Here is a 23,155-nt window from a genome sequence, read left to right on the forward strand (position 1 = left end):
GGGTTCCTCAGTGGCCGGGATAGAGCATGAGGTGTTCGACGATCGGCCCGAGGGCGAGCGCCGGAACGAAATTGAGCAGGCCGATCAGCACCACGGTGCCCACCAGCAGCGTCACGAACAGGGGGCCGTGGGTAGGCAAGGTGCCTGCCGTGACGGGCACGCGTTTCTTGGCGGCCAGCGACCCTGCCAGCGCAAGCACGGCAACGATGACGGCAAAGCGCCCGAACCACATCGCCACGCCCTGCAGTGTGTTGTAGAACGGCGTGTTGGCCGACAGTCCGGCGAACGCGCTGCCGTTGTTGTTGGCGCCCGAGGTCAGCGCATACAGCATCTCGGAAAAGCCATGTGGCCCCGGATTGGCCAGGCCGGCCAGACCCTCCGGATGCACGCCGGCCAATGCGGTGCCGGCCAGCGTCAGGATCGGCGCGGCCAGCAGCGCGATCGCGGCCATCTTCATCTCGAAGGGCTCGATCTTCTTGCCCAGGTATTCCGGCGTGCGGCCTATCATCAGCCCCGCCAGGAACACGGCGACCAGCGCGACCACCAACATGCCGTACAGGCCCGTGCCGACACCACCGAACACCACCTCACCCAGCTGCATCAGCACCATCGGCCCCATGCCACCAAGCGGCGTGAACGAGTCATGCATGGCATTGACCGCACCACACGAGGCCGCCGTCGTCACCGTCGCAAACAGCGCGGATGCACCGATGCCGAAGCGTGTTTCCTTGCCTTCCATATTGCCGCCCGACTGGCTCATGCCATGGGCCTGGTCGACGCCCAGCGCGGCGATCAGCGGATTGCCCTGCTGCTCGGAAGCGATGGTGCCCGTGGCCACGATCAGGAAGATCAAGGTCATGGCGGCAAGCAGGGCCCCCGCCTGGCGAAGGTCACCGACCAACTTGCCGAACATGACGCACAAGGCCGTCGGGATCAGAAAGATGGACAGCATCTGCAAGAGGTTGGTCAACGCCGTGGGGTTCTCGAAGGGGTGCGCCGAATTGGCATTGAAGAAACCGCCCCCATTGGTCCCCAGCATCTTGATGGCTTCCTGCGACGCGACGGGCCCCATGGCAATCGACTGCATGGCATCGGCACCGCCTTGCAGTGTCGTGACGGGCAGGTAGGCATCCAGGTTCTGCACCACGCCCTGGCTGGTCAGGAACAGCGCAAACGCGATCGACAGCGGCAGCAGCACATAGAGCGTGACGCGGGTCAGGTCGACCCAGGCGTTGCCCAGCGACGCGCTGGACCGCGCGGCAAGGCCACGAATGAACGCGAAGACCACGGCAATGCCGGTCGCGGCGGACAGGAAGTTCTGCACGGTCAGCGCCAGCATCTGGGTCAGGTAGCTCATCGTGGCTTCGCCCGAATAGCCCTGCCAGTTGGTGTTGCTGGCAAAGCTGATGGCGGTGTTGAACGCCGAGTCGGCACTGACGGCTGGCAAGCCTTGCGGGTTCAGCGGCAAGGACAGCTGGAACCGCTGCAGGCCGTACACCACCAGCACGCCGATCAGGTTGAAGACCAGCAGCGCCAGGGCGTAGGTCTTCCAGCCCATGCCCTGCGCGACGTCGACGCCGGCCAGACGGAACAGGCCGCGTTCCATGCGGGCGCCGCGTGACAGTGGCGCCGGAAAGCGCCCGTCGGCCACGCGTGTCAGCCACAGTCCCAAGGGCCACGCAGCCACGAACAGGACCCCAAGAAACACGGCCAGCAGCATCCAGGACTGGCCGGTGACCAAGGACCCGATCGTTGTGGTCGTCAACGAGTTGGTTGCGAAAGTCATCAAAAGTCCTCCGCGCGGAACAGGGCCACCAGCAGGTAGATGAACAGGCCCGCGGCAAGCACGCCGCTCACGATCATCAGCACGTTCATGGACGTCCTTCGGTGCGGACGCCCAGCCGGTCGCATAGCGCGACAAGGCCCAGCGCGAGGCCGAACAGGCCTGCTGTCAGGGCCAGAAAAATCAGATCCATACATGCCTCATACCGATGTCTTGACGAGGCCTCCAGCGTAGGCACATGCACGTCAAATCGGTGTAGAAAGCCGGGCAGGACGTATCAAGAAAGCGTAAAGACGCGCCGTCTTGACAGCTTTTTTGCACGCGAGTCCCTACTGTGTCGTCAGCCCGGGCACTGGTTCCCGGCGCACCGACCACAAGGATGTTTTCGATGATGACCCGACCCGCACTGCTTGCGTGTCTGCTGGGCAGCCTGGGCGCGAACGCCGCTGCGCAGTCCCCTGACACCGGTTTTTTGCCCAAAGTTGCCACGTTTGCCAACGAGGTGACCGTGACCGCAAATGTGGCGCTGGCCAATGAATACCGCTACCGCGGCATCGGCCAGACCAATGGCCGTCCGGCACTGCAAGGCGGCTTCGACCTGTTGCATGCCAGCGGCTTCTATGTCGGCAACTGGAACAGCAACATCAGCTGGCTGGCGGACTCAAACCCCGACGTCTCGTCGTCACTGGAAATGGACTTCTACGGCGGCTACAAGACCACGACCGGACCGGTCGCCTGGGATGTGGGGGTGCTGCAATATGCCTACCCGGGCAGCCGCCCGGACGGCTTCACGTCGCCGGACACGACCGAGGTCTATGCCAGCGTTGGCGCGGGGCCCGTGGTGTTCAAGTACTCGCATGCGCTGACCAATCTGTTCGGCTTTGCCGACACCCGGAACAGTGGCTATGCGGATCTGACCGGAACGATGGATACGGGTGTATGGGGCGTGACCGCCACCGCCCACGTGGGCCACCAATGGGTGCACAACCTGTCGGCCGCGTCGTACACCGACTGGCGGGTGGGGCTGTCGAAAGACCTGGGAGCAAGCACGGTGCTGTCGGCCGGGTGGCTCGACACGAATGCGGACCGCGGCGTGTATACGAACACGCGCGGCCGCTATCTGGGAAAGGGAATGGTCCTGGTCAGCCTGACCAGGACGTTCTGACCGGAAGCTCAGAACCCCGCGGCTGCGCCGTCGCGGCGCGGATCGCTGGCGGCGACATAGCCTTGAGTGGCCGGATCGCCCATCTTCCAGATGAACTGCCCTGCGCCAAAGTCCTGGTAGGAATCATTGATGATCGCCGGGCGATGGCCCCGGGCAGCCAGCCCGGCCACCACGTCGGCCGGCATGGCGCTTTCCAGGTTGATCTCCAGCCCGGCGTTGTAGCGCCAGCGCGGCGCATCGCACGCAGCCTGGGGGTTCTGCTTGTAGTCCAGCATGCGCACCAGGGTCTGCATGTGGCCTTGGGGCTGCATGTTGCCGCCCATCACGCCAAAGCTCATGACCGGCTGGCCGTCTTGCGTCAGGAAGGCCGGGATGATGGTGTGGAAGGGGCGCTTGCCCGGCGCGACCACGTTGGCGCTGGCTGGATCCAGATTGAAGCCGAAGCCGCGGTTCTGCAGGCTGATGCCGAATTCGGGCTCGACGACGCCCGACCCGAAGCCCTGGAAATTGCTCTGGATGAAGCTGACCATCATGCCGCTTTCGTCGGCCGCGGTCAGGTAGATGGTGCCGCCCTTGACGGGATTGCCGAAGCCGAAGTCCTGCGCCTTGTTGCGATCGATGAGCTTAGCGCGCGAAGCCAGATACGCATCGTCCAGCAGATGCGCCGCGGTCACCCGCATGTGGTCCGGGTCGGCCACGAATTCGTACACGTCGGCAAAGGCCAGCTTCATGGCCTCGATCATCAGGTGCTGCGTCTCGGCCGAATCCACGCCGTGTTCGGCCACGTCGAACTGGTCAAGGATGCCGAGCGCGATCAGCGCGGCAATGCCCTGCCCGCTCGGCGGGATTTCGTGCAGCGTATAGCCACGGTAGTCACGCGAGATGGGCGTGACCCAATCGGCGCGATGGTTGGCCAGGTCCTGCTTCGTCAGGGAACCGCCCAACTCTTTCGACAACGCCACCAGCGCGTCGGCAATGTCGCCTTCATAGAAGGACTTGCCCTTGCTGGCCGCAATCGACCGCAACGCGCGCGCCGCAGCCTTGAACTGGAACAGTTCGCCGATATCGGGCGCGCGGCCCCACGGCATGAACGCCTGGGCAAAGCCTGGCTGGCCCTTGAGCTCCGCGGCGCCGGCCGCCCACTTCTGGCGCACCACGGGCGGCACCAGGTAGCCCCGTTCGGCGATCTCGATGGCAGGCGCCATCAGGTCCGCGAACGGCAGCTTGCCAAACCGTTCGCTCAGCGCCATCCAGGCGCTGACCGCGCCCGGCACCGTTACGGAATCGATGCCGCGCTTGGGCGGCGTCGTCTGGCCGTCGCCATACTTCTTCGAAAAATACTCTGGCGTCCACGCCTGGGGCGAGCGGCCCGACGCATTCAGTCCATGCAATTCCTTGCCGTCCCACAAGATGCAGAACGCATCCGACCCCAGGCCGTTGCTGACCGGCTCGAGCAACGTCATGCAGGCCGCCGTGGCGATCGCGGCGTCGACCGCATTGCCGCCGGCAGCCAGCATGCGCAGACCGGCCTGCGACGCCATCGGGTGCGACGTCGAGACCACGTTACGGGCGAACACCGGAATGCGCGCCGAGGGATACGGATTGGAAAAGTTGAATTGCATGGTGAGCTTCCGATTTATTGCGCAGTAATGCCGAATGCCTTCAGGTCGCGACCCCACTGGGTCAGTTCGGTGTCGATCTTCTGGCGCATCTGTGCCGGCGTGTTGGTCGAGGGCTCCACGCCCTGCGCGGCCAGCATGGCCTGCACGTCAGGCTTGGCCACGGCCTTCTTCACCTCGGCGGCCAGCCGCTCGACGATCGCGGGGTCGGTGCCACCGGTCGTGAACACGGCATACCAGGTCGAAAATTCATAGCCCGGCACGCCCGCTTCAGCGATGGTCGGAATGTTCGGCAGCGACTTCACCCGTTCCTTGGTGGTCACCGCCAGGATCTTGGTCTGGCCGGTCTTGGCCGACTGCAGTGCCGGCGGAATGCCCGAAAACGTCATCTGCACCTGGCCGCCGCTGACGTCAGTCAGGGCCTGCGAGTTGCCGCGATACGGCACGTGCACGATGTTGACGTTGGCCTGCTTGGCGAACAGCGCGCCCGCCAGATGCAGCGTCGACCCATTGCCCGACGATGCGTAGTTCAGCGTGCCCGGATCCTTGCGGGCCAGCGCCACCAATTCCTTCACGCTGTTGGCAGGCACGCCGGCATTGACCAGCAGCACGTTGCCCGACTCGGCCACCAGCGACACGGGCGCCAGGTCCTTGCGCGGATCGAAGCTCAGCTTGCTGGCGAGCAACGGGGCCACGGTGTTGCTGCCGGTCGAACCGAGCAGCAGCGTGTAGCCATTGGGCTGCGCCTTGGCCACCACGTCGGCGGCGATCAGGCCGCCTGCACCGGCGCGGTTTTCCACCACGATGGTCTGGCCCATGCTCTGCTGCATCTCCTTGGCGATGATGCGCGCGATCACATCGTTGCCGCCGCCGGCTGCAAAGCCGACCACCATCTTCAGGGGCTGCGACGGGTAGGCGTCAGCCGCAATGGCCTGGACGCCCCAGGTGGTGGTAGCAAGGACCGCCAGGCCCAGCAGCGAGCGGCGGGTAAAGGACAGGGGAGACAGGGTCGACATCATGGTGTTTCTTCCTTGGCGATTCGTCGCTCGATGGCAGGTTGGCTGGCGGACGGCGGGACCGCAGTCCCAGGTGCCTTCCGACGTCATGATCTGGATTGTGCGAGCCGTTTTCACCAAAGGAAAGCGAATATTGCTTTAGAGTAACGAAAGGAAAACTTTCAACAGATTTCCGTTTTGGTGCATGTCATACAAGGGAGCCCCATGTCCAGCATCCGTCTCTTCCGGACCTTCCTGGCTGTTGCGGCTGAAGGATCGTTTACCGGTGCGGCCCATCGGGTCGCCCTGACCCAGGCCGCTGTCGGACTGCAGATGCGCACACTGGAAGACGACCTCAAACGCAAACTTTTCACGCGCGAAGGAAAAGTTGTCGTTCTCAACGACCATGGCCGGGCCCTGCTTCCGCTCGCGCGCCAGATGATCAGCCTGTACGGCCAGATGCTCGAAAACCCCGATGCGCCCGAACCCATGAGCGGGACCGTGCATCTGGGCGCCATCGTGTCGGCCCTGCCCCGGCTGCTTCGGGCGACCTTGTCATTGAAGCAACGGCATCCGGGGCTGGACCTGCACGTGTCCGCCGCCAAATCGGCCGAACTCGTCGCGCAGGTGGACGCCGGCAAACTGGACTGCGCCGTTCTGGTGCGCGACCCGGGTCAGAGCCAGCCGACCCTGGTATGGCAGTCGCTGTATGCGGAACCCATGGCCCTGATCGCGCCGCCCGACTCCCGCGAAACCAACATCAAGGTGCTGCTCGAACACTATCCCTTCATCCGGTTTGACCGGCAGGAGCAGACCGGGCAACTGGTTGAACGCACCCTGCGCCGGCTACGGGTCCGGCCCAGCGAATTCCTGGAACTCAATTCATTGGAAGCCATTGCCGACCTGGTCCGCTCGTCGCTGGGGGTGTCCATCCTGCCCCTGCCACGGGCCAGCGCCTGGCACCAGGATCCGCGCCTGCGGGTGCTGGCCATTCCGGCGGCGACCGAGGCGCGGCAGATCGCACTGGTCCGGTGGCGTGACGCGGCAAAGTCGGCGGTGATCCAGGCCGTCGGGCGGGAACTCATGGCGCAGGACATGGCGTGACTGTTCAGCATCGGGAACAGTGATTGCGAAGCATCCCTGAACCACGCCGTTGCAGTGTTTGCGCAAGCCGGCTGGCGACCACCAGGAGTCACGCATGTCCGACCGCCAGCCCCCGCTGCCAGCAGAACCGCTCCACGTCGTCACCGACGGCGCGCCGGTGCGGCTGTCAGTGGTCGAGGAACAGGTCACCGTCAGTGCGACACAACACGAGACCGGCGCGGTCCGCGTGCGCAAAGTCGTTCATGAGGACTTTGTCGATGTGCCCGTCACCCTGCGTAGCGAACATGTCGATGTCCGCCACGTACCCGAGAACCGCCGCGTAGACAGCGAGTACGGTCCCCGCCAGGTTGGCGACACGTGGATCGTGCCCGTCTTCGAATACGTCCCCGTCACCGAGATGCGCCTTATGTTGAAAGAGGAGGTCCACATCACGCGCCGCAACGTCGAAAAAGAGGTAATCCATACCGTACCGGTCCGCAAGGACACATTAATCGTGGAACGCCGGCACGGGCCTGCGGGCGAGTGGGTTCCTGAACCCCCTCTTCCAAGCACGCCGGAGACACGCTGATACTCGCGCCATCACACATGCCGTGGCAAAGCCGCGGCCATACACAAAAAGGTGAACTCATGACTCAAACCGTTATCGGTACATTCGACAACACGACCGACGCCGACGACGCCGTACGCGATCTCGTCGACGCCGGCATCTCGCGCACTGCGATCCAGCTGCACTCGCAAGAGACAGGGACCACGCCTGCCGAGGAGGGCACGACTCATGTATCGGGCGATCATGAGCATGCGCAGCACGGCTTCTTTGCGCGCATCGAGCACTTCTTTTCCAACCTCGTCGGCGACAACGACCGCCCGGCCGAATTCAGCCATTATCACGAGGCCATTCGCCGCGGCGGCGCCTTGGTGTCGGTGGAAGTGAGCGACGACGATGACTTCGACAGGGTCAAGCGCGTGCTTGATGACGCGGGCGCAGTCGATATTGATGAGCGTGCGGCGCAATGGCAGAGCACCGGCTACACACCCTATCGTGTCGGCGGGACGGATGAGTCCACGGTCAGCACCACCGGCGGACACCTTGGTGAAGGCACCCAGGGTGCCAGCCAGGACATGCCCGCCGGGCGGGCGATGGCGGCGGGTCAGACGCTCAGTTCCACCGAAACCTCCACGGGCGGGCGCACGGTGAGTTCGTCCCAGGCCAACCTGGATCCGATGCTGGAACGCGATGCGCCATCCACCCTGCAGCCTGGCGCCGGTTCATCGCTGGGACTGGGTGCGGATATGGGATCCACCTCGGGCATCGGATCCACTGCCGGCATGGGCTCGACCAGCGGCATGGGGACTGTCTCGACAACGGGTGCCAGCTCGCCTGCTGGCCTGACATCCGGTGCCCGTTCCGCGTCCGACGACACCGGCACCGGCATCTCGTCCGGCATGGGCATGGGAACCGGCAGCGGCATGGGCAGCGGTTCGGGCGTGGGCGCGAGCACTGGCCTGGGTACCGAAGGGGGGGGGTCCACCACCGCGTCGGGCTTACCGACCACGACGGGCGGCGGCATCGGCACCAACCGCGAGATCGCCTCCACGGTCGATACCGGGACGGGAATGGGCACAACAGGCCTGGGTACCGACATGGGCCCGCTGGATTCCGATCTGGACGATGATCTGGCGTCCGGCCGCAACACCAGCGCCACCGGCGAAGAGGCCTTGCCCGTGATCGAGGAAGAACTGGCCGTCGGCAAGCGGAAGGTGCAGACCGGCGCCTATCGTGTCTACACGCGCACGACCAGTACCCCCGTGACCGAGGACGTCACCCTGCGCGAAGAGCATGCATCAATCGAACGCCGTCCGGTCGATCGTCCGGCGACGGACGCCGACCGCAAGGAAGCCTATGTCGAGGTCAAGGAAACCGACGAAACACCGGTGATTCAGAAAACCGCGCGCGTGGTCGAAGAAGTGGTGGTGGGCAAGGAATCGTCGCAGCGGACCGAGACCATCCACGACACCCTGCGCGGCACCGAAGTGGAAGTCGAGCGTGTGGAAGGCGACGGCAAGAACGACGGCACGCTGAAGACGCCGCGTCCGTAAGGGGACGAGGCAGTGACGACACCGCGGCGTGTGGAGACACGGCGCGGCGTCTGGCCGCGTTGTCAGGTTCACTGAGAGCTGGCAACGCGGCCGAGCGCGGCAAACATGGTCAAATACCTCTTTGGCCTGACCCGCGACCGATATCTCCTGAATGACACTTCCAGACACCGCTGGGCATACCCCCATGATGCAGCAATACCTTCGACTCAAGGCCGAGGCCGGGTCGATGCTGCTGCTCTATCGCATGGGCGATTTCTACGAAATGTTCTACGACGATGCCGTCAAGGCATCGCGCATGCTGAACCTGACACTGACCACGCGCGGCGCATCGAACGGCGTGCCGATCAAGATGTGCGGCATGCCGCATCATTCGGTCGAGCAATACCTGGCGCGGCTGGTCAAGCTGGGGGAGTCGGTGGCGATCTGCGAGCAGATCGGCGATCCGGCCGCATCCAAAGGCCCGGTCGAACGGCGCATCGTGCGCATCGTGACGCCTGGCACCCTGACCGATGATGCCCTGCTGCCGGCCAAGGCCGACCGCGCGATTGCGGCGGTGTGCGTCGGCACGAGCAAGGCCAAGGGCGCCACGGGCCGCTGCGGCGTCGCCTGGCTGAACCTGGCCAGCGGCGAATTCCGGCTGACCGAATGTGTGCTCGGCCAACTGGCCAGCGAGCTGCACCGCATTGCGCCGGCCGAAGTTGTCCTGATCGAGGGCCAGCCGCTGGCCGTCGACTACGTGGCGTCCATCAGCCCCGTGCCGGACTGGCACTTCGAAAGCAGCGGCGCGCGCCAGCAACTGCTCAATCATTTCAAGGTCGATTCGCTGGCGGGCTTCGATGTGGAAGACATGCCCGAGGCCGTGTGTGCCGCGGGCGCCCTGCTCCGTTACGTGTCGCACACGCAATCGCAGGCGCTGGCGCACGTGCAGCAGCTGAGCGCCGACCGCGCCAGCCAATATGTGTTGCTGGACCCGGTCACGCGGCGCAACCTGGAATTGACCGAGACGCTGCGGGGTGAAGAATCCCCCACTTTGTTCTCGGCGCTGGACCACAACAAGACGCCCATGGGCAGCCGCCTGCTGCGCCGCTGGCTGCATCATCCGCTGCGCGACAACGCGACGGTGGCGGCGCGTCAGGAAGCGATCGGCATGCTGCTCGCAGGCGGCGATCCGCGCAGCCTGCAGTCGGCCCTGGCTCCGCTGCCCGACGTGGAACGGATTGCCGCCCGGGTCGCGCTGCGATCGGTGCGCCCGCGCGAACTGGCCAGCCTGCGCGACGCCGTCGCGCTGACCCCGACCCTGCATGCCACGCTGACCGGGTTTGTGTCGGCAGGCGGACAATTGACCGACGGCGTCTCGAAGCTGGCCGAACTGGCCGCGCAGATCGTGATCGATCCCGACATCGGCGCGCTGCTGTCGCGCGCGATCGCCCCCGAGCCCAGCGTCAATGTGCGCGATGGCGGCGTCATTGCCACGGGCTTCGATGCCGACCTGGACGAACTGCGCACGCTGGAGTCGCACACGGGCGACTTCCTGGTGCAGCTGGAGGCGCGCGAACGCGAGCGAACCGGCATCGCCAATTTGCGGGTTGAATTCAACCGGGTGCATGGCTTCTTTATCGAAGTGACACGCGGGCAGACCGACAAGGTGCCCGATGACTACCGCCGCCGGCAGACCCTCAAGAATGCCGAGCGGTACATCACCCCCGAACTGAAGACCTGGGAAGACAAGATCCTGTCGGCGCAGGACCGCGCACTGGCGCGCGAAAAGTGGCTGTTCGAACAGTTGCTGGACCAGATGGCGCCCCACGTGCGGTCACTGACGCAAGTGGCCGCCGCGCTGGCCGAGATTGACGTGCTGGCCTCGCTGGCCGTGCATGCGCGCGACCACGACTGGATCCCGCCGCAGTTGCTGGACACCGCCGACATCGTGATCGAACAAGGCCGCCATCCGGTCGTCGAGCGTGTGATCGAACGCTTCACGCCCAACGATTGCCGGCTGGGGCGCACCCGCCGCATGCTGCTGATCACCGGCCCGAACATGGGCGGCAAGTCGACCTACATGCGCCAGACGGCGCTGATCGTGCTGCTGGCCCGCATCGGCAGTTTCGTGCCGGCGCGGTCGGCCAGCATCGGGCGCATCGACCGGATCTTTACCCGGATCGGCGCCGCCGACGATCTGGCGGGGGGCCGGTCCACCTTCATGATGGAGATGATTGAAGCCGCGGCGATTCTGTCCGCCAGCACCGCCGACAGCCTGGTACTGATGGACGAAATCGGCCGTGGCACGTCGACCTACGACGGCCTGTCGCTGGCGTGGGCGATCGCCCATCAGCTGGTGACACACAACCGTGCGTTGACTCTGTTTGCCACCCACTACTTCGAATTGACCCGCCTGCCGTCGGTGCAGCCCGAGGCCGCCAACGTCCACCTGGCCGCCGCCGAGTCGCACAAAGGCATCGTCTTTCTGCATGAAGTGCGCGACGGCCCGGCCAGCCGCAGCTACGGGATCCAGGTGGCGCAGCGCGCCGGCATACCGTCGGCCGTCGTGCGCATGGCGCGGCGCGAACTGGAAAAGCTCGAGACCCAGGGCGCCCAGGCGCCGCAATTGCCGCTGTTCAGCCTGCCCCCCGACACGTCCGCCAATGACGAGGCGGTCGCCGATGCTGCCGCGGCCGATGCTGTCAAGGACGCGTTGACCGCAATCGATCCTGATGTATTGAGTCCACGAGAGGCCCTGGATGCCCTGTACAGGCTGAAGAGCCTTCTACAATCGGCGTCATGATCCGTTCCCTTCGCGCCTGCTGGCGTCTGTCGTCCCATCCAGCCGCCCTGTCGCGGCGCGGCTTGCTGGCCGCCGCCTGTGCCATTGCCTGCGGCAGCTGGGCCACGCCAGCCAGCGCCGTGACGGAATCGTCATATGCTGCCCGCCGCGGATTCAACTTCGCGGTCATCGGCGATACGCCCGCGGGGTCACGGGATGAAGGCACGGTCGTCAATGTGCTGGCGCAGATCGGCCGCGAAGCCGACCTGATCGTGCATGTGGGCAACCTGAAGTACGACACCGAACGGTGCGACGACGCCACCTACCAGCGGCGGCGCGCCCTGTTCGACGCCAGCCCCGTCCCCTTCGTGTTCGCCCCTGGCAGCAACGATTGGGCGACGTGCGACCGCGACCTGGCCGGCCAGTTTGGTCCGGTGGAACGCCTGAACCGCCTGCGTGAACTGTTTTTCGAGTCGTCGGAATCGATGGGGACGATCAAGGTCGGGCTGCAACGCCTCAGCGATACGGCGCGTTACCGCAGCTACCCCGAAAACGCACGGTGGGAATACGGCGACGTGCTGTTCGTGACTCTGAACATGCCAGGTACGCACAACAACTATCGCACCGGGGCCGGCCGCAACGGCGAGTACGAGGAACGTATCCTGGCGAACGCCTTCTGGCTCAGGCAGGCCTTTTCGACCGCCACCCGGGACAAACGCAAGGCGATCGTGATCGCGTTCGACGCGGACCCGCATTTCGATGGACAGCAGGACCTGGCTGCAAGCGACGGTCGCGACCCCTTCGCCGAATTCAAGATCACCCTGGCGCGTCTGGCAGCCAAGTTTGCGGGCGATGTGCTGATCGTGCATGGCGCGGCGCCCGGCGTGGGCACCCCGCCCAAGCCTGACCATCCGCTCAAGGTCAATGGCAAGCCGCTGGAAAACGTCATGCGCATCAGGGCCTATGGCGTGGGCAGCGCGGCGTTCTGGATCAAGGTGGAAGTCGAGCCGGGCCGCAAGGGCCAGATCCGGGTCGGCAACCGGAACGCGGTGGCCGAGCCGCCGCGCCCCTGACCGCGCCGCGTCCCTGACCGATCAGTGCAGCACGCCCGGATTGCGGCGTGATTCGATCAGCGCGTCCAGCACGTCTTCATCGTCGTCTTCTTCGGCGCCTTCGGCGTGGCCCTGTTCGATTTCTTCGGGGTCAGCCGGGCGCACGCCCAGCAGCTTGATGCGCACCCGCAGCGCCATGCCGGCGTACGGATGGTTGGCGTCCAGCACCACCTTGTCTTCCGACAGATCGGTCACGACAAAGATCAGCGAGTCTTCGGACAGTTCGTCATCCTCGTCGGCTTCGGTCACGGTCGGGCCGTCGCTCTCGTCGCCTTCCGGGCCCGGCACGCCTTCGAACTGCATGCCGACTTCAAGCGGCTCGGGAAAACGCGAGCGCGGCTCGACCCGCAGCAGGTCGGCATCGTAGTCGCCAAATGCGTCGCTGGGCTCGAGGTGGAAGGTGTCTTCGAAGCCGACCTGCTTGCCCTCGATGGCGTCATCCAGGCGCGGCAACAGGCTGTCCAGCCCGCGATGCAGGAAGCTGACCGGGCCGCCGCTGTCATCCAGCGCTTCGCCATCGGTGTCGGTGATCCAGAATTCCACGGTCACAACCGTGTTTTCGCCGACGGTCAGTGCGGAATCTAGTTTGGAATCGGCCATTTTAGGGACATCCGTAATCTGTACTGGTAATCCATCAGTTTACAGTCTGACGCGGGTCAGATGCCCGTCCGAGCTTGTTACCACCTTGTTATGATCGCGGCCATGAACGCTAACGAATCCACCGCCCTGCTCGCTGGCCTGACACCAGCCCAATTCATGCAACGCCACTGGCAGAAGAAGCCCCTGCTGATCCGCGGCGCCATCCCCGATTTCCGCCCGCCGCTCTCGATTGCCGAGGTCAAACGCCTGGCGCGCCAGGACGAGGTCGAATCGCGCCTGGTGTGGCGCGAAGACGGCCAATGGCAGATGGAATCGGGTCCGTTCGCCCGCTTGCCGCCGGCCAAGGATCCCGAGTGGTCCCTGCTGGTGCAGGGCGTGAACCTGCACAACGACGCGGCGGCCGCGCTCATGCACCGCTTCCGCTTCGTGCCCGACGCCCGGCTGGACGACCTGATGATCAGTATCGCGACCGACGGCGGCGGCGTGGGGCCGCATTTCGACAGCTATGACGTCTTCCTGCTGCAGGCGGTGGGGCAGCGCCGCTGGCGCATCAGCAAGCAGAAGGATCTGAGCCTGGATCCGAACGCGCCGCTGAAGATCCTGGCGAACTTCACGCCGGCCGAAGAATTCGTGCTCAACCCGGGCGACATGCTGTATCTGCCGCCCGCCTACGCCCACGACGGCATTGCCGAGGGCGAGTGCATGACGATCTCGATCGGCTTCCGGTCGCCGTCGATGGCCGAACTGGCGCGCGGCATGCTGGAAGCCGCGGCGGACCAGTTGTCCGACCGGACACCGGCCGCGCTCAAGGGACACTACCGCGACCCGGATCAGCCTGCCGTCGACCAGCCGGGTGCCCTGCCTGAAACGCTGGTAGACGCGGCGCTGGCCGCCGCCGCGGCCGTGCCGCTGGACCGCACCCTGGCCAGCCGCTTTCTGGGCTGCTGGTTGACCGAGCCCAAGCCCGACGTCGTATTCGATGCCGTCGACATGGACACCTTGCCCGATCTGGCCGAAGACTGGCCCGCATCGGGCACACTGACGCTGGACCGCCGGTCCCTGATGATCTATCGCGAGCGCACCGCGTTCATCAATGGCGAAATGATCGACCACCCGGCCAGTGCGGCCTTGCGGCGCCTGGCCGACGAACGCGTGCTGGATTGCGCCGACCCGCTCTGCCGAAAACTGACGGACGCGGAACGCAGCATGCTGACCGACTGGCTGGACGATGGCTGGCTGCATTACGCCGCCACCCCGCCCACGGTCAGCGCATCTGCGGCGTTTCGGAAAACACGTAAACCCTGAGCGGTGAAATGCCCGGCCGGCGTAAGCAAGACGTCATAAAGCCACGGACTCGAAACGCTTTCGCACATTCTTGACCGAACTGATACATAAATTGCTTACGTGAGACTTACTTTTTGCCCTCATCGTGGCAAAAGCTTGACCGGGCTGCTAAAATTTACACTTGTCCAGATCGCGGTTGTAGAGATGAGCCAAAGCACTTGCTCGCTGCGCCGAAGGCCCGGACATCTACCGGAAATAGCGCTATTTCTAGTTCGTTTTTGATCTCCGATCATTACTATAAATTCTAAGGATCTACTATGAAAAAGACTCTGCTCTTGGCATCGATGCTTGCAATCGCCCTGTCGGCTTGCGGCAAGAAAGAAGAAGCTGCTGTTCCTGCTGACACGACCCCGCCTGCAGTGACCACGCCGGCTCCAATGACCCCGACCACCCCGCCAGCAGTTGACCCGGCCGCTCCTGCCGCGCCGATGACACCTGCTGATCCGGCTGCTCCTGCTACCGCTTCCTAAGTAGCACGGGTCGAACACCCGGGCGTTTATCCGATAGGATATCCCCCCATCGCAGGCGAACCCCCGCCGCGCCTGGGTCAGACCACCGGGATACATGCCACGCACTAGCGCGGCATGACAAAAAGCCAGCTTTCGAGCTGGCTTTTTGTCGTCTGGGGCGTGGGCCCTTCCCTAGCCGATCACTTCCCAGTCGAACCCTTCGGACTGGTCGGCGATGCCGATTTCTTCCGGCAGCCAGCCCAGAATCGGCGCGAGCGCCATCTGCGCAAGGATGGGGGCATTGTTCTGTTTGCTCAGATGCGCGGCGTGCACGCGCTTGAGCCGGCTGCGATCCACCGCCTTGAGCACGGCCGCGGCAGCGGCGTTCGACAGATGCCCGAGGCGGCCCGAGATGCGCATTTTCAGCGAATACGGATAGGCGCTTTCTGACAGCAGATCGGGGCAGTGATTGCATTCCAGCACGAGCGCGTCGCAGCCAGACAGCATGCGATGCACGTGCGGGGTGCCCTCTCCCAGATCGGTCAGCACGCCCAGCCGGCGCGCGCCGTCCGTCATCACGAATTGCACCGGTTCACGGGCGTCGTGCGGTACAGGAAAAGGAAGGATCTGCAAGGCGCCGATCCCGAACGGGATGTGGCTGTCGCAGCGGACCACCCACATGCCGTCGGGGATCTTGTGCGCGACCGCGGCATGCGTGCCGGTGGTCAGAAAGACGGGAACGTTGTGCTTGCGGGCCAGCTTGAACACGCCGCCAATGTGGTCGCCGTGTTCGTGCGTGACAAGAATGCCGCTCAGACTGCCGGGCTCCAGGCCTCGAGCCAGCAGGCGCCGCTCGATTTCACGCAGCCCGAAGCCGCAGTCGATCATGATGCGCGTGGTGGTCGCGCCTTCGGTGGCTTCGACAACGAGGGCGTTGCCCTCGCTGCCGCTGCCCAGACTGGTGTATCGCATCAGGCCCCGTCCCGCTCCTGGCGGCCCGTTGCGGACTGCCTGTCCATCACTTCAGTTGATCACCCAGTACGGTCAGAATGCGACGGCCGGTGGCGCTGTTTTCAGGGGCGCCCTGGCTGTTCAACACGGTGACCTGGGTCTGCTCGCCGGCCGAGGCCAGCTTCACGCGGAACTGCGGCCGCGTTTCGGTCGTGTCACGCTTGAAGAGTCGGCTGAAGAAGCCAGGCTTTTCGGTCGTGTTGACCGCATCGGTATCGACGTAGCGAACGAAATAGGTGCCTTCGGCGCGGTTCCGGTCTTCGACCGTGAAGCCGCCGCGATCGAGCGCGAGGCCCACGCGGCGCCAGGCGCGGTCGAACGACTCGTTGACCTGCAGCGCGCCGCTTGGCGTGACCGTCAGCAGACGCGGTGCCTGACCCGGATCATTGACCGGCGCGGCTTGGGCGACGGCGGACTTGGCGCGATCGGTGTCGCTGCCCAGACGGACCATCAGACGGCTCAGGAATTCGGCTTCCAGGCCCGGATCATTCGGACGCGCGGTCCAGATGGTCTGGGTCTTTTCGCTGCCGGTCAGTTCTTCCACCGCGCCGCGATGGCTGATGTAGATTTCGGTACCGCTGCCCGAGCGCTCCAGACGCGTGCGATACATGTCGCGCTCGCCAGTCGACCACAGGCCGTCAAAGACTCTGCCCACCGTGCGGCGGATGAAGTCCTGCGGAATCTTGGCGCGGTTTTCGGCCCAGTCCGTTTCCATCACGCCGGCTTGCGGCGTGTCTTCGCGGATCAGGAAACCGTTGTCCTGCCAGAACTGGCGAACGATCGGGTAGAGCTGTTCAGGTGGACGGTTTTCGACGACCAGCCAGCGCTGGGCGCCGGCGCGTTCCACGCGCATGTCGGACCGGGCCGGCAGCACGGCGGTCGCGGCAGGCGCCGACGGCGCGGGCTTGGTCGTCGAATAGCTCGAGAACGTGGTGCTGGCCGGGCCGGCCGGCAACTGGTAGCGCGTGTCCTGGGGCAACTGCGTCAGGTCGGGCGGTACTTCGAGCTTGGCGTTCTTGTTGGGCTGCGACGCGCTCTTGTAGTCGATCGATTCTTCTTTGCCCAGCAGCTGGTTGACCGTATTGCATCCGGTGACCAGGACACAAAGGGTGAGCAGCATGGGCAATACTGCCATGCGTGGCAGATGGGGTCGAACAGCATTCATTTGGATCGTAACTCCTGAAACCGCCGGCCGATCAAAGGCGTGGCGGGTCGTCCGGTAAGAGAGGTTGGCGCTTGCGCACCGGCGCAGGCGCCAGCGCGGGAAGGCGGTTGTCGTCAAGGGCGCTTGAAGTACAGGGCACTTAGATACGGATGTCCGCCGCCAACAGCGCCTCACGGACAGCGGCATGGTACTGCGAACTGAACTCGACCAGCGGCAGGCGGTAGCCGAGTGCGGAACGTCCCATCTGGGCGAGCGCCCATTTGACGGGGATGGGATTGGGTTCCAGGAACAGGTTCTTGTTCAACAGCGCCAGGCGCTTGTTGATTTCGCGCGCACGGGCGGCATCGCCTGCCAGGGCGGCGGCACACAGTTCCTGCATCAGTCGCGGCGCAACGTTCGCCGTGACGGAAATATTGCCCTTCGCGCCCATCAGGATCAGGGCAGCGGCAGTGGGGTCATCCCCGCTGTAGACGGCAAACGAATCAGGCAGCTGGCTGAGCAGCAAGGCGCCACGGCCGATGTCGCCGGTGGCGTCTTTCAGGCCGATGACGCCGGGCACTTGCGCCAGGCGCAGCGTGGCGTCATGACCCAGGTCCGCGCCGGTGCGACCGGGGACGTTATACAGGATCATGGGCAGATCCACCGCTTCGGCGATCGTCTTGAAATGGCGGTACAGCCCTTCCTGCGTCGGCCGGTTGTAGTACGGCACCACGGACAGGCTGGCGTCGGCGCCGACTTCGGCGGCGTAGCGCGTCAGTTCGATGGCTTCGGCCGTGGAGTTGGCGCCGGCCCCCGCGATGACGGGCGCGCGGCCGGCGACGTGTTCGACCGATAGCCGGATCATTTCGGCGTGTTCATCGACCGAAATGGTGGGCGATTCGCCGGTGGTGCCGACGACCACGAACCCATTGGTGCCTTCGGCCAGGTGCCAGTCGATCAAGGCTTTGTACGCGGCGATGTCGAGCGCGCCATCGGGCGACATGGGCGTGACGATGGCGACAATGCTGCCTGCGATTTGACCTTGGACTGATGCGCCGGGCGCCGTGGCGCGCGCGGAAGGTGCCGAAGAAGTGGGTGACATACGTGGTGGGGTCGGCCAGTTGGCGGAAGACGGAAAATCGTTCAAGTGTACCGGATTAGCGGCATTGCGCGACCGCTGGCCTATCAGGCAATCCCGGTCCCGAAAAGTTCACGGGACGCGTCTACAGGAACAGCTTGATGATCGCATCGCCCACCGCAAGAATCGGCGACACCAGGAAGGTCAGCAGATTGGTCACGAGCAGCACCACCAGGATCACCATGCCATACGGCTCGATCCGCGAATATTGAAAGGCCAGCTTGTCGGGCAGCAGGCTGAACACGATGCGCCCGCCGTCCAGCGGGGGAATGGGCAGCAGATTCAATGCCATCAGCATCAGGTTGACCTGGATGCCCGCCACGGCCATCGCCATGAAAAACTCTTCGGTCATGCTGGTCGCGATCATCAGCTTGAGGCTGACCGCCCAGATGATCGCCATGACCAGGTTGATCCCCGGTCCGGCGGCCGCCACCCACAGCATGTCGCGTTTGGGGCGGCGCAGCCGGCCAAAGTCGACCGGCACGGGCTTGGCCCAGCCGAACAGCAGCCCGCCAAAGCCGAACAGCTTGCTGGTCAGCAGGATCACCGCCGGCACCAGCAGGGTGCCGATCGGATCGATGTGCTTGATGGGATTGAGGGTGACCCGTCCGGCGGCATAGGCGGTGTTGTCGCCGAACATGCGGGCGACGTAACCGTGGGCCGCTTCGTGCAGGGTGATCGCGAAAATCAGCGGGATCGCGTAGATCGCGATCGTTTGAATGACAGATTCCATGCGGCATTGTATGCGGCGGCGCGGCAATGCGCCTCCGCCGGGTGGATCAGTGCCGTTCAGTCAAGAGGCATCGACCCGGATGCCCAGGGACGCCGGATCGCCCCGCCCGATCCGCACCACGACCGGCTGGTCGTCGGTCAGGTCGATGACGGTGGTGGCCTGGTGCGGACAGGCGCCCCCGTCGATCACGGCGGCCAGCTGGCGCTCGTAGCGTTCGCGGATCTGCTCGGCATCGTTCAGCGGCTCGGTTTCGCCATCGGGGATCAGGGTGGTCGAGATCAGCGGTGCCCCCACCTCTTCCAGCAGCGCCAGGGTGATGGCGTTGTCGGGAATGCGGATGCCGATGGTCTTGCGCGAAGGGTGCGACAGGCGGCGCGGCACTTCCTTGGTCGCTTCCAGGATGAAGGTGAAGGGACCGGGGGTGCCGGTCTTGAGCAGGCGGTACTGGCGGTTGTCGACGTGCGCCATGTGGCCGATCTCGGCCAGGTCGCGGCACAGCAGGGTCAGGTGATGGCGATCGTCGACGCCGCGCAGGCGGCGCAGGCCGTCGGCCGCATTCTTGTCATCGAGGTGGGCGACCACCGCGTAGCTGGAGTCGGTCGGAATCGCGACGAGGCCGCCGCTGCTGATGAGCGCGGCCGCCTGCTTGAGCAGCCGGGCCTGCGGATTCTGGGGATGGACGGTAAAGAACTGCGCCATGAGCGGCTTTCCTGGGCAAAAAAGGTGGGACTGTCGGCGTCGGGAAAAAATTCCGGCGCCTGGGTCGGTAACAGAAGGCTGGAACGAACTGCGGGGTCGGGCTGCGGCGCTGGCGCTGGCGTCGCGCGCCGGCGTCGTGCACCGGCCCGACGCGTCCCGTGTCAGCCGGCGGCGGACAGGCTGCGCAGTTCGGCCAACAGCTTGTCGCGCGCCGCGTCACGGGCCTCGGACGTGGCGAACGGACCGCCGCGGGCGACCACGTGACCGTCCAGGCTGACCGTGAAGCCCAGTTCGTCCAACAGCAAGTTCTCTGCCAGGTCGGGCTGGGCCTGCAGATGCTTGATCGCCGCGCCTGCGGTCTGCGCGTCGGCATAGGTGTCCGATAGCAGCAGGGCCTCGCCATCGGCCGCCACGAAACGGAAGCGGAAGGTGCCGTCCGCTTCGCGAAAGCTGACGAATCTGGCCTGCCTGGCCGCTTTCTTCTTGCCGGCCTTGGCGGCGGCGCCGCTGCCGGCCCGCATGGAGCCGAGCCCCACCGCGTCGCGCAGTGTCGCCATCAACGGGCGAGCCAGCTCACGGGCCTTGCGGGCGCCTTCAAGCAGGATGTCGTCGATCTCGTCCGGACGGGCGATCAGCGATTCGTAGCGCTCACGCATCGGTGCGATGTCGCGTTCCAGGCGTTCGAACAGCGCCGCCTTGGCGTCCCCCCACCCCATGCCGCCTTCCAGTTGCTGGCGGAACGCGGCAGCTTCGTCGTCGGACGCAAACGCACGGAAGATGGTGTAGAGCTGGCTGGTCTCGGCGTCTTTGGGCTCGCCGGGCAGGCGCGAATCGGTCACGACGCGGCCGATCGTGTCCTTGAGCAGCTTGCGCCCCCCTTCAAACAGCGGAATGGTGTTGTTGTAGCTCTTGGACATCTTGCGGCCATCGAGCCCGGGCAAGGTGGCCACCGAATCTTCGATCAGGGCTTCTGGAAGCGTGAACAGCTCCTTGCCGTTGCCGTACAGATGACTGAAGCGCTGCGCGATGTCGCGCGCCATTTCGATGTGCTGGATCTGGTCACGGCCCACCGGCACCTTGTGCGCATTGAACATGAGGATGTCGGCCGCCATCAGCACGGGGTACGAAAACAAACCCATGGTGATGCCCGCGTCCGGCTCCAGGTTCTCGGCCACGTTCTGGTCCACCGACGCCTTGTAGGCATGCGCGCGGTTCATCAGGCCCTTGGCCGTGACGCAGGTCAGCAGCCAGCAGAGTTCGGAAATCTCGGGGATGTCGGACTGGCGATAGAACGTGACGCGCTCGGGATCCAGCCCCGCCGCCAGCCACGTTGCGGCAATGGCAAGGCGCGACGACTGCAAGCGCTCCGGCTCGCCGCACTTGATCAGCGCGTGATAGTCGGCAAGAAACAGGAAGGCATCGGCGTCGGGCGCCTTGCTGGCCTCGATTGCCGGGCGGATGGCGCCCACATAGTTGCCAAGGTGAGGAATGCCGGTCGTGGTGACGCCGGTCAGAATGCGGGTTCTCATTATCGGGGGCGGGCGGCGGCTGTAGGACAGACAGCGAGTTTACCGCTACCTGCGAACGCAACCGACGGGTCTGGAGGAAAGAGCGGATGGCGGTCCTGCCCGGCACGAGGTGTTGGCAGCGTCAGCCCAACGCACATCGGCCGCAATGCGCGGCCGATGTGCGTGGAACCGGGGGTCAGCCCGGCAGGGTCGATCAGGCGAGCAGGTTCTGACTCGGGGCGCCGGTCAGGGTGTCTGCACCGTTGACACCGCTGTTGCCATTGCCGCCATTGCCGCCATTGCTGCCGCCATTGTCGCTGCCGCCCGCGGGTGGCGCGTCCGAGGCGTTGCCGCCGTCGTTGCCTGCGGCTGTCGACGACGGGCCGGAAGCGGCGCTGGACGCGCCGCCTGTGGCACTGCGCTTCTTCGCCGGGGCTTTTGTCGCGCTGCTGCGCTTGGCCGACGCGGACTTGCCTGCTGCGCCAGAACCGCCGGCCGAGCCACTCGCGGCATCCCCACTGGGCTTCAGGATGTCAGGCAGGTCCGGCAACCGGGCCGCGGCTTCGTCGGTCGGGCTGCGCGCGGTCTTGGACGAACGGCTGCCGCCCTTGCGGGCGCTGGCCGTCTTGCCGGCGGCGCCGGTCGCGGACTTGCTGGCTGACTTGCCTGCTGTCTTGCTGGCTGTCTTGCTGGCCGAGGCAGTATCCGTCGATGACTTCCTGGCGGCCGATTTCGAGGCGGATTTACCGGCCGACTTACTGGCGGACTTACTGGCGGATTTGCTGGCCGACGAAGTCTTTGCCGACGATTTCTTTGCAGACGACTTGCCGGCCGAAGACTTCTTCGCAGCGGATGCCGACGACCCGGTGTCCGATGATGCAGAAGCCGTCTTGGACGCCGTCGACTTCCTGGCCGACTTGGCGCTGCTCTTCCTGGCCGGGGTACGGGACGCGGATGCATCCGACGCCGAGCTCGCGGCGGAGGACTTCTTGGCCGCCTTCCTGCCCGCCGACTTCTTGCCAGCCGCTTTCTTGCCGGCTGACTTGGTCCCGGCCGACCGTGTTTCCGCAGACGAGTCCGCGGCGGACGCGTTGCCCGCCGACTTCCTGCCAGACGACTTTCCTGCCGCGGACTTCGTGCCGGCAGACTTGCCGGCCGACTTGGTCGATGCCGACTTGGTGGCTGCCGACTTCGTTGCTGTGGTTTTCCCAGCCGACTTCTTTCCGGCTGCCGTCGTTCCGGCCGCCGTCTTCCCAGCCGACTTCTTTCCAGCCGACTTCGTTGCGGCTGACTTCGTGCCCACCGCCGTCCGGCTGGATGCCTTGCCCGCCGACTTGCTCGCTGCCTTTTCGGCCGCGGCGTGTTCCCGATCTTCCGCGGCTTCGATCTGCGCCAGGCGCGTCTCGAAACGGGTCACGGCTTCGGCAAGGATCTCTTCCTTCTGGCGCGTGCGTTCGTTCCCCTCACCCTGCGCGCCCGACTTGGCGCCCGACGATCCGCGCAGCGCCACACGTTGACGGCGGTACAGGTCACGGTATTTGTCGCGCAGCTTGCGGGCACGTTCAAGGTGACCGCGCAGCGCGGATTTGCTGTGGTTCTTGATGTCGCCGCTGCGGCCGGCGTCAAACAGCGCCAGCTCGGGCGCAGTCAGTAATTTTTTTGCATCGTTGCGTTGGTAGGCCATCCGGCATCCCTCCTGTTCAACTGATAGATGAAGGTGTCTCCCGACACGTCCTCAATCTATCAGTCGCCAGCACACGCGCGGTGATTGCGCTCAATGCAAAGGGAGAGCGATCGCAACAAGCGGTGACGCGGCCTTGCGCCGGTCGAGGCACTGCCGCAGCGACGCGATGCACGAACGCCGCGGCGCCTGGCCTCATAATGGCGCATCCT

At 65.2% G+C, this 23,155-nt stretch carries 19 protein-coding genes; 7 read left to right on the forward strand and 12 right to left on the reverse strand.

Going from position 1 to position 23,155, the window contains the following annotated elements; genetic code table 11:
* Nucleotides 1-7: 7 nt before the first annotated feature.
* Both kdpA and kdpF read right to left on the reverse strand, forming a co-directional pair.
* Entirely contained in the window at nucleotides 8-1,786 is a 1,779-nt protein-coding gene (gene kdpA, locus IE116_RS07670; protein WP_189611251.1) for a potassium-transporting ATPase subunit KdpA, read from the reverse strand.
* Nucleotides 1,786-1,875 carry a K(+)-transporting ATPase subunit F gene (gene kdpF / locus IE116_RS07675; protein WP_189611253.1) on the reverse strand — a complete coding sequence of 30 codons (90 nt, stop codon included), beginning with the start codon at nucleotides 1,873-1,875 and terminating at the stop codon, nucleotides 1,786-1,788. Before kdpF ends, kdpA begins: the two co-directional genes overlap by 1 nt.
* A 299-nt stretch (nucleotides 1,876-2,174) precedes the next feature.
* On the opposite strand from kdpF, the gene IE116_RS07680 reads away from it, so the two are divergent.
* Nucleotides 2,175-2,948, forward strand: coding sequence for a TorF family putative porin (locus IE116_RS07680; RefSeq protein WP_189614501.1), 774 nt, complete (start codon nucleotides 2,175-2,177; stop codon nucleotides 2,946-2,948).
* An 8-nt stretch (nucleotides 2,949-2,956) separates the two neighbouring features.
* On the opposite strand, the gene IE116_RS07685 is transcribed toward IE116_RS07680, so the two are convergent.
* Both IE116_RS07685 and IE116_RS07690 read right to left on the reverse strand, forming a co-directional pair.
* Nucleotides 2,957-4,570 (reverse strand): gamma-glutamyltransferase family protein, encoded by a 1,614-nt coding sequence (locus IE116_RS07685; RefSeq protein ID WP_229828046.1) that lies wholly within the window; start codon nucleotides 4,568-4,570, stop codon nucleotides 2,957-2,959.
* A gap of 14 nt (nucleotides 4,571-4,584) precedes the next feature.
* On the reverse strand, nucleotides 4,585-5,586 hold the full coding sequence (locus IE116_RS07690) for a Bug family tripartite tricarboxylate transporter substrate binding protein (protein ID WP_229828047.1): 1,002 nt from the start codon (nucleotides 5,584-5,586) through the stop codon (nucleotides 4,585-4,587).
* A 201-nt stretch (nucleotides 5,587-5,787) separates the two neighbouring features.
* On the opposite strand from IE116_RS07690, the gene IE116_RS07695 reads away from it, so the two are divergent.
* The 5 genes from IE116_RS07695 to IE116_RS07715 all read left to right on the forward strand — a co-directional run bounded on the left by IE116_RS07695 (nucleotide 5,788) and on the right by IE116_RS07715 (nucleotide 12,597).
* Nucleotides 5,788-6,666, forward strand: coding sequence for a LysR substrate-binding domain-containing protein (locus tag IE116_RS07695; protein WP_189611255.1), 879 nt, complete (start codon nucleotides 5,788-5,790; stop codon nucleotides 6,664-6,666).
* Between the two features lie 94 nt (nucleotides 6,667-6,760).
* Complete coding sequence (locus IE116_RS07700; RefSeq protein WP_189611256.1) at nucleotides 6,761-7,234, forward strand: YsnF/AvaK domain-containing protein; 474 nt, start codon at nucleotides 6,761-6,763, stop codon at nucleotides 7,232-7,234.
* A gap of 59 nt (nucleotides 7,235-7,293) precedes the next feature.
* A complete protein-coding gene (locus IE116_RS25840; protein WP_229828048.1) occupies nucleotides 7,294-8,763 on the forward strand; it encodes a YsnF/AvaK domain-containing protein in 1,470 nt (489 codons plus the stop codon).
* A gap of 151 nt (nucleotides 8,764-8,914) precedes the next feature.
* The gene (gene mutS, locus IE116_RS07710) at nucleotides 8,915-11,545 is read left to right on the forward strand and encodes a DNA mismatch repair protein MutS (protein ID WP_444544099.1); all 2,631 of its coding nucleotides are present in this window, start codon (nucleotides 8,915-8,917) and stop codon (nucleotides 11,543-11,545) included.
* On the forward strand, nucleotides 11,542-12,597 hold the full coding sequence (locus IE116_RS07715) for a metallophosphoesterase family protein (RefSeq protein WP_189611259.1): 1,056 nt from the start codon (nucleotides 11,542-11,544) through the stop codon (nucleotides 12,595-12,597). Before mutS ends, IE116_RS07715 begins: the two co-directional genes overlap by 4 nt.
* Before the next feature lie 21 nt (nucleotides 12,598-12,618).
* Here IE116_RS07715 and IE116_RS07720 read toward each other — a convergent pair whose 3' ends face one another.
* Nucleotides 12,619-13,236, reverse strand: coding sequence for an FKBP-type peptidyl-prolyl cis-trans isomerase (locus IE116_RS07720; RefSeq protein ID WP_189611261.1), 618 nt, complete (start codon nucleotides 13,234-13,236; stop codon nucleotides 12,619-12,621).
* 102 nt (nucleotides 13,237-13,338) lie between these two features.
* On the opposite strand from IE116_RS07720, the gene IE116_RS07725 reads away from it, so the two are divergent.
* Nucleotides 13,339-14,541 carry a ribosomal protein uL16 3-hydroxylase gene (locus IE116_RS07725; protein WP_189611263.1) on the forward strand — a complete coding sequence of 401 codons (1,203 nt, stop codon included), beginning with the start codon at nucleotides 13,339-13,341 and terminating at the stop codon, nucleotides 14,539-14,541.
* Nucleotides 14,542-15,221: 680 nt separating this feature from the next.
* Here the strand turns inward: IE116_RS07725 and IE116_RS07730 are convergent.
* The 7 genes from IE116_RS07730 to IE116_RS07760 all read right to left on the reverse strand — a co-directional run bounded on the left by IE116_RS07730 (nucleotide 15,222) and on the right by IE116_RS07760 (nucleotide 22,946).
* Nucleotides 15,222-16,001: an MBL fold metallo-hydrolase gene (locus tag IE116_RS07730; RefSeq protein ID WP_189611265.1), complete on the reverse strand. Its 780-nt coding sequence runs from the start codon at nucleotides 15,999-16,001 to the stop codon at nucleotides 15,222-15,224.
* Nucleotides 16,002-16,047: 46 nt separating this feature from the next.
* Nucleotides 16,048-17,205 (reverse strand): NlpB/DapX family lipoprotein, encoded by a 1,158-nt coding sequence (gene bamC, locus IE116_RS07735; RefSeq protein ID WP_373302966.1) that lies wholly within the window; start codon nucleotides 17,203-17,205, stop codon nucleotides 16,048-16,050.
* 139 nt (nucleotides 17,206-17,344) lie between these two features.
* Nucleotides 17,345-18,286 carry a 4-hydroxy-tetrahydrodipicolinate synthase gene (gene dapA / locus IE116_RS07740; protein ID WP_189611267.1) on the reverse strand — a complete coding sequence of 314 codons (942 nt, stop codon included), beginning with the start codon at nucleotides 18,284-18,286 and terminating at the stop codon, nucleotides 17,345-17,347.
* A 121-nt stretch (nucleotides 18,287-18,407) separates the two neighbouring features.
* Nucleotides 18,408-19,055 carry a site-2 protease family protein gene (locus tag IE116_RS07745; protein ID WP_189611270.1) on the reverse strand — a complete coding sequence of 216 codons (648 nt, stop codon included), beginning with the start codon at nucleotides 19,053-19,055 and terminating at the stop codon, nucleotides 18,408-18,410.
* 60 nt (nucleotides 19,056-19,115) lie between these two features.
* The gene (locus tag IE116_RS07750) at nucleotides 19,116-19,754 is read right to left on the reverse strand and encodes an L-threonylcarbamoyladenylate synthase (protein ID WP_179586467.1); all 639 of its coding nucleotides are present in this window, start codon (nucleotides 19,752-19,754) and stop codon (nucleotides 19,116-19,118) included.
* Between the two features lie 161 nt (nucleotides 19,755-19,915).
* A complete protein-coding gene (locus IE116_RS07755; RefSeq protein ID WP_189611272.1) occupies nucleotides 19,916-21,283 on the reverse strand; it encodes a tryptophan--tRNA ligase in 1,368 nt (455 codons plus the stop codon).
* 193 nt (nucleotides 21,284-21,476) lie between these two features.
* On the reverse strand, nucleotides 21,477-22,946 hold the full coding sequence (locus tag IE116_RS07760; RefSeq protein ID WP_189611274.1) for a hypothetical protein: 1,470 nt from the start codon (nucleotides 22,944-22,946) through the stop codon (nucleotides 21,477-21,479).
* Nucleotides 22,947-23,155: the final 209 nt, after the last annotated feature.

Origin of the sequence: Pigmentiphaga litoralis, from assembly GCF_014651835.1 — a bacterium.
Lineage (GTDB): Bacteria > Pseudomonadota > Gammaproteobacteria > Burkholderiales > Burkholderiaceae_B > Pigmentiphaga > Pigmentiphaga litoralis.

What these genes read in the sequence shown, in the direction of transcription:
- kdpA (WP_189611251.1), bottom strand. Translation starts at nt 1,786, where the DNA reads ATGACTTTCGCAACCAACTCGTTGACGACCACAACGATCGGGTCCTTG.
- kdpF (WP_189611253.1), bottom strand. Translation starts at nt 1,875, where the DNA reads ATGAACGTGCTGATGATCGTGAGCGGCGTGCTTGCCGCGGGCCTGTTC.
- IE116_RS07680 (WP_189614501.1), top strand. Translation starts at nt 2,175, where the DNA reads ATGACCCGACCCGCACTGCTTGCGTGTCTGCTGGGCAGCCTGGGCGCG.
- IE116_RS07685 (WP_229828046.1), bottom strand. Translation starts at nt 4,570, where the DNA reads ATGCAATTCAACTTTTCCAATCCGTATCCCTCGGCGCGCATTCCGGTG.
- IE116_RS07690 (WP_229828047.1), bottom strand. Translation starts at nt 5,586, where the DNA reads ATGATGTCGACCCTGTCTCCCCTGTCCTTTACCCGCCGCTCGCTGCTG.
- IE116_RS07695 (WP_189611255.1), top strand. Translation starts at nt 5,788, where the DNA reads ATGTCCAGCATCCGTCTCTTCCGGACCTTCCTGGCTGTTGCGGCTGAA.
- IE116_RS07700 (WP_189611256.1), top strand. Translation starts at nt 6,761, where the DNA reads ATGTCCGACCGCCAGCCCCCGCTGCCAGCAGAACCGCTCCACGTCGTC.
- IE116_RS25840 (WP_229828048.1), top strand. Translation starts at nt 7,294, where the DNA reads ATGACTCAAACCGTTATCGGTACATTCGACAACACGACCGACGCCGAC.
- mutS (WP_444544099.1), top strand. Translation starts at nt 8,915, where the DNA reads ATGACACTTCCAGACACCGCTGGGCATACCCCCATGATGCAGCAATAC.
- IE116_RS07715 (WP_189611259.1), top strand. Translation starts at nt 11,542, where the DNA reads ATGATCCGTTCCCTTCGCGCCTGCTGGCGTCTGTCGTCCCATCCAGCC.
- IE116_RS07720 (WP_189611261.1), bottom strand. Translation starts at nt 13,236, where the DNA reads ATGGCCGATTCCAAACTAGATTCCGCACTGACCGTCGGCGAAAACACG.
- IE116_RS07725 (WP_189611263.1), top strand. Translation starts at nt 13,339, where the DNA reads ATGAACGCTAACGAATCCACCGCCCTGCTCGCTGGCCTGACACCAGCC.
- IE116_RS07730 (WP_189611265.1), bottom strand. Translation starts at nt 16,001, where the DNA reads ATGCGATACACCAGTCTGGGCAGCGGCAGCGAGGGCAACGCCCTCGTT.
- bamC (WP_373302966.1), bottom strand. Translation starts at nt 17,205, where the DNA reads ATGAATGCTGTTCGACCCCATCTGCCACGCATGGCAGTATTGCCCATG.
- dapA (WP_189611267.1), bottom strand. Translation starts at nt 18,286, where the DNA reads ATGTCACCCACTTCTTCGGCACCTTCCGCGCGCGCCACGGCGCCCGGC.
- IE116_RS07745 (WP_189611270.1), bottom strand. Translation starts at nt 19,055, where the DNA reads ATGGAATCTGTCATTCAAACGATCGCGATCTACGCGATCCCGCTGATT.
- IE116_RS07750 (WP_179586467.1), bottom strand. Translation starts at nt 19,754, where the DNA reads ATGGCGCAGTTCTTTACCGTCCATCCCCAGAATCCGCAGGCCCGGCTG.
- IE116_RS07755 (WP_189611272.1), bottom strand. Translation starts at nt 21,283, where the DNA reads ATGAGAACCCGCATTCTGACCGGCGTCACCACGACCGGCATTCCTCAC.
- IE116_RS07760 (WP_189611274.1), bottom strand. Translation starts at nt 22,946, where the DNA reads ATGGCCTACCAACGCAACGATGCAAAAAAATTACTGACTGCGCCCGAG.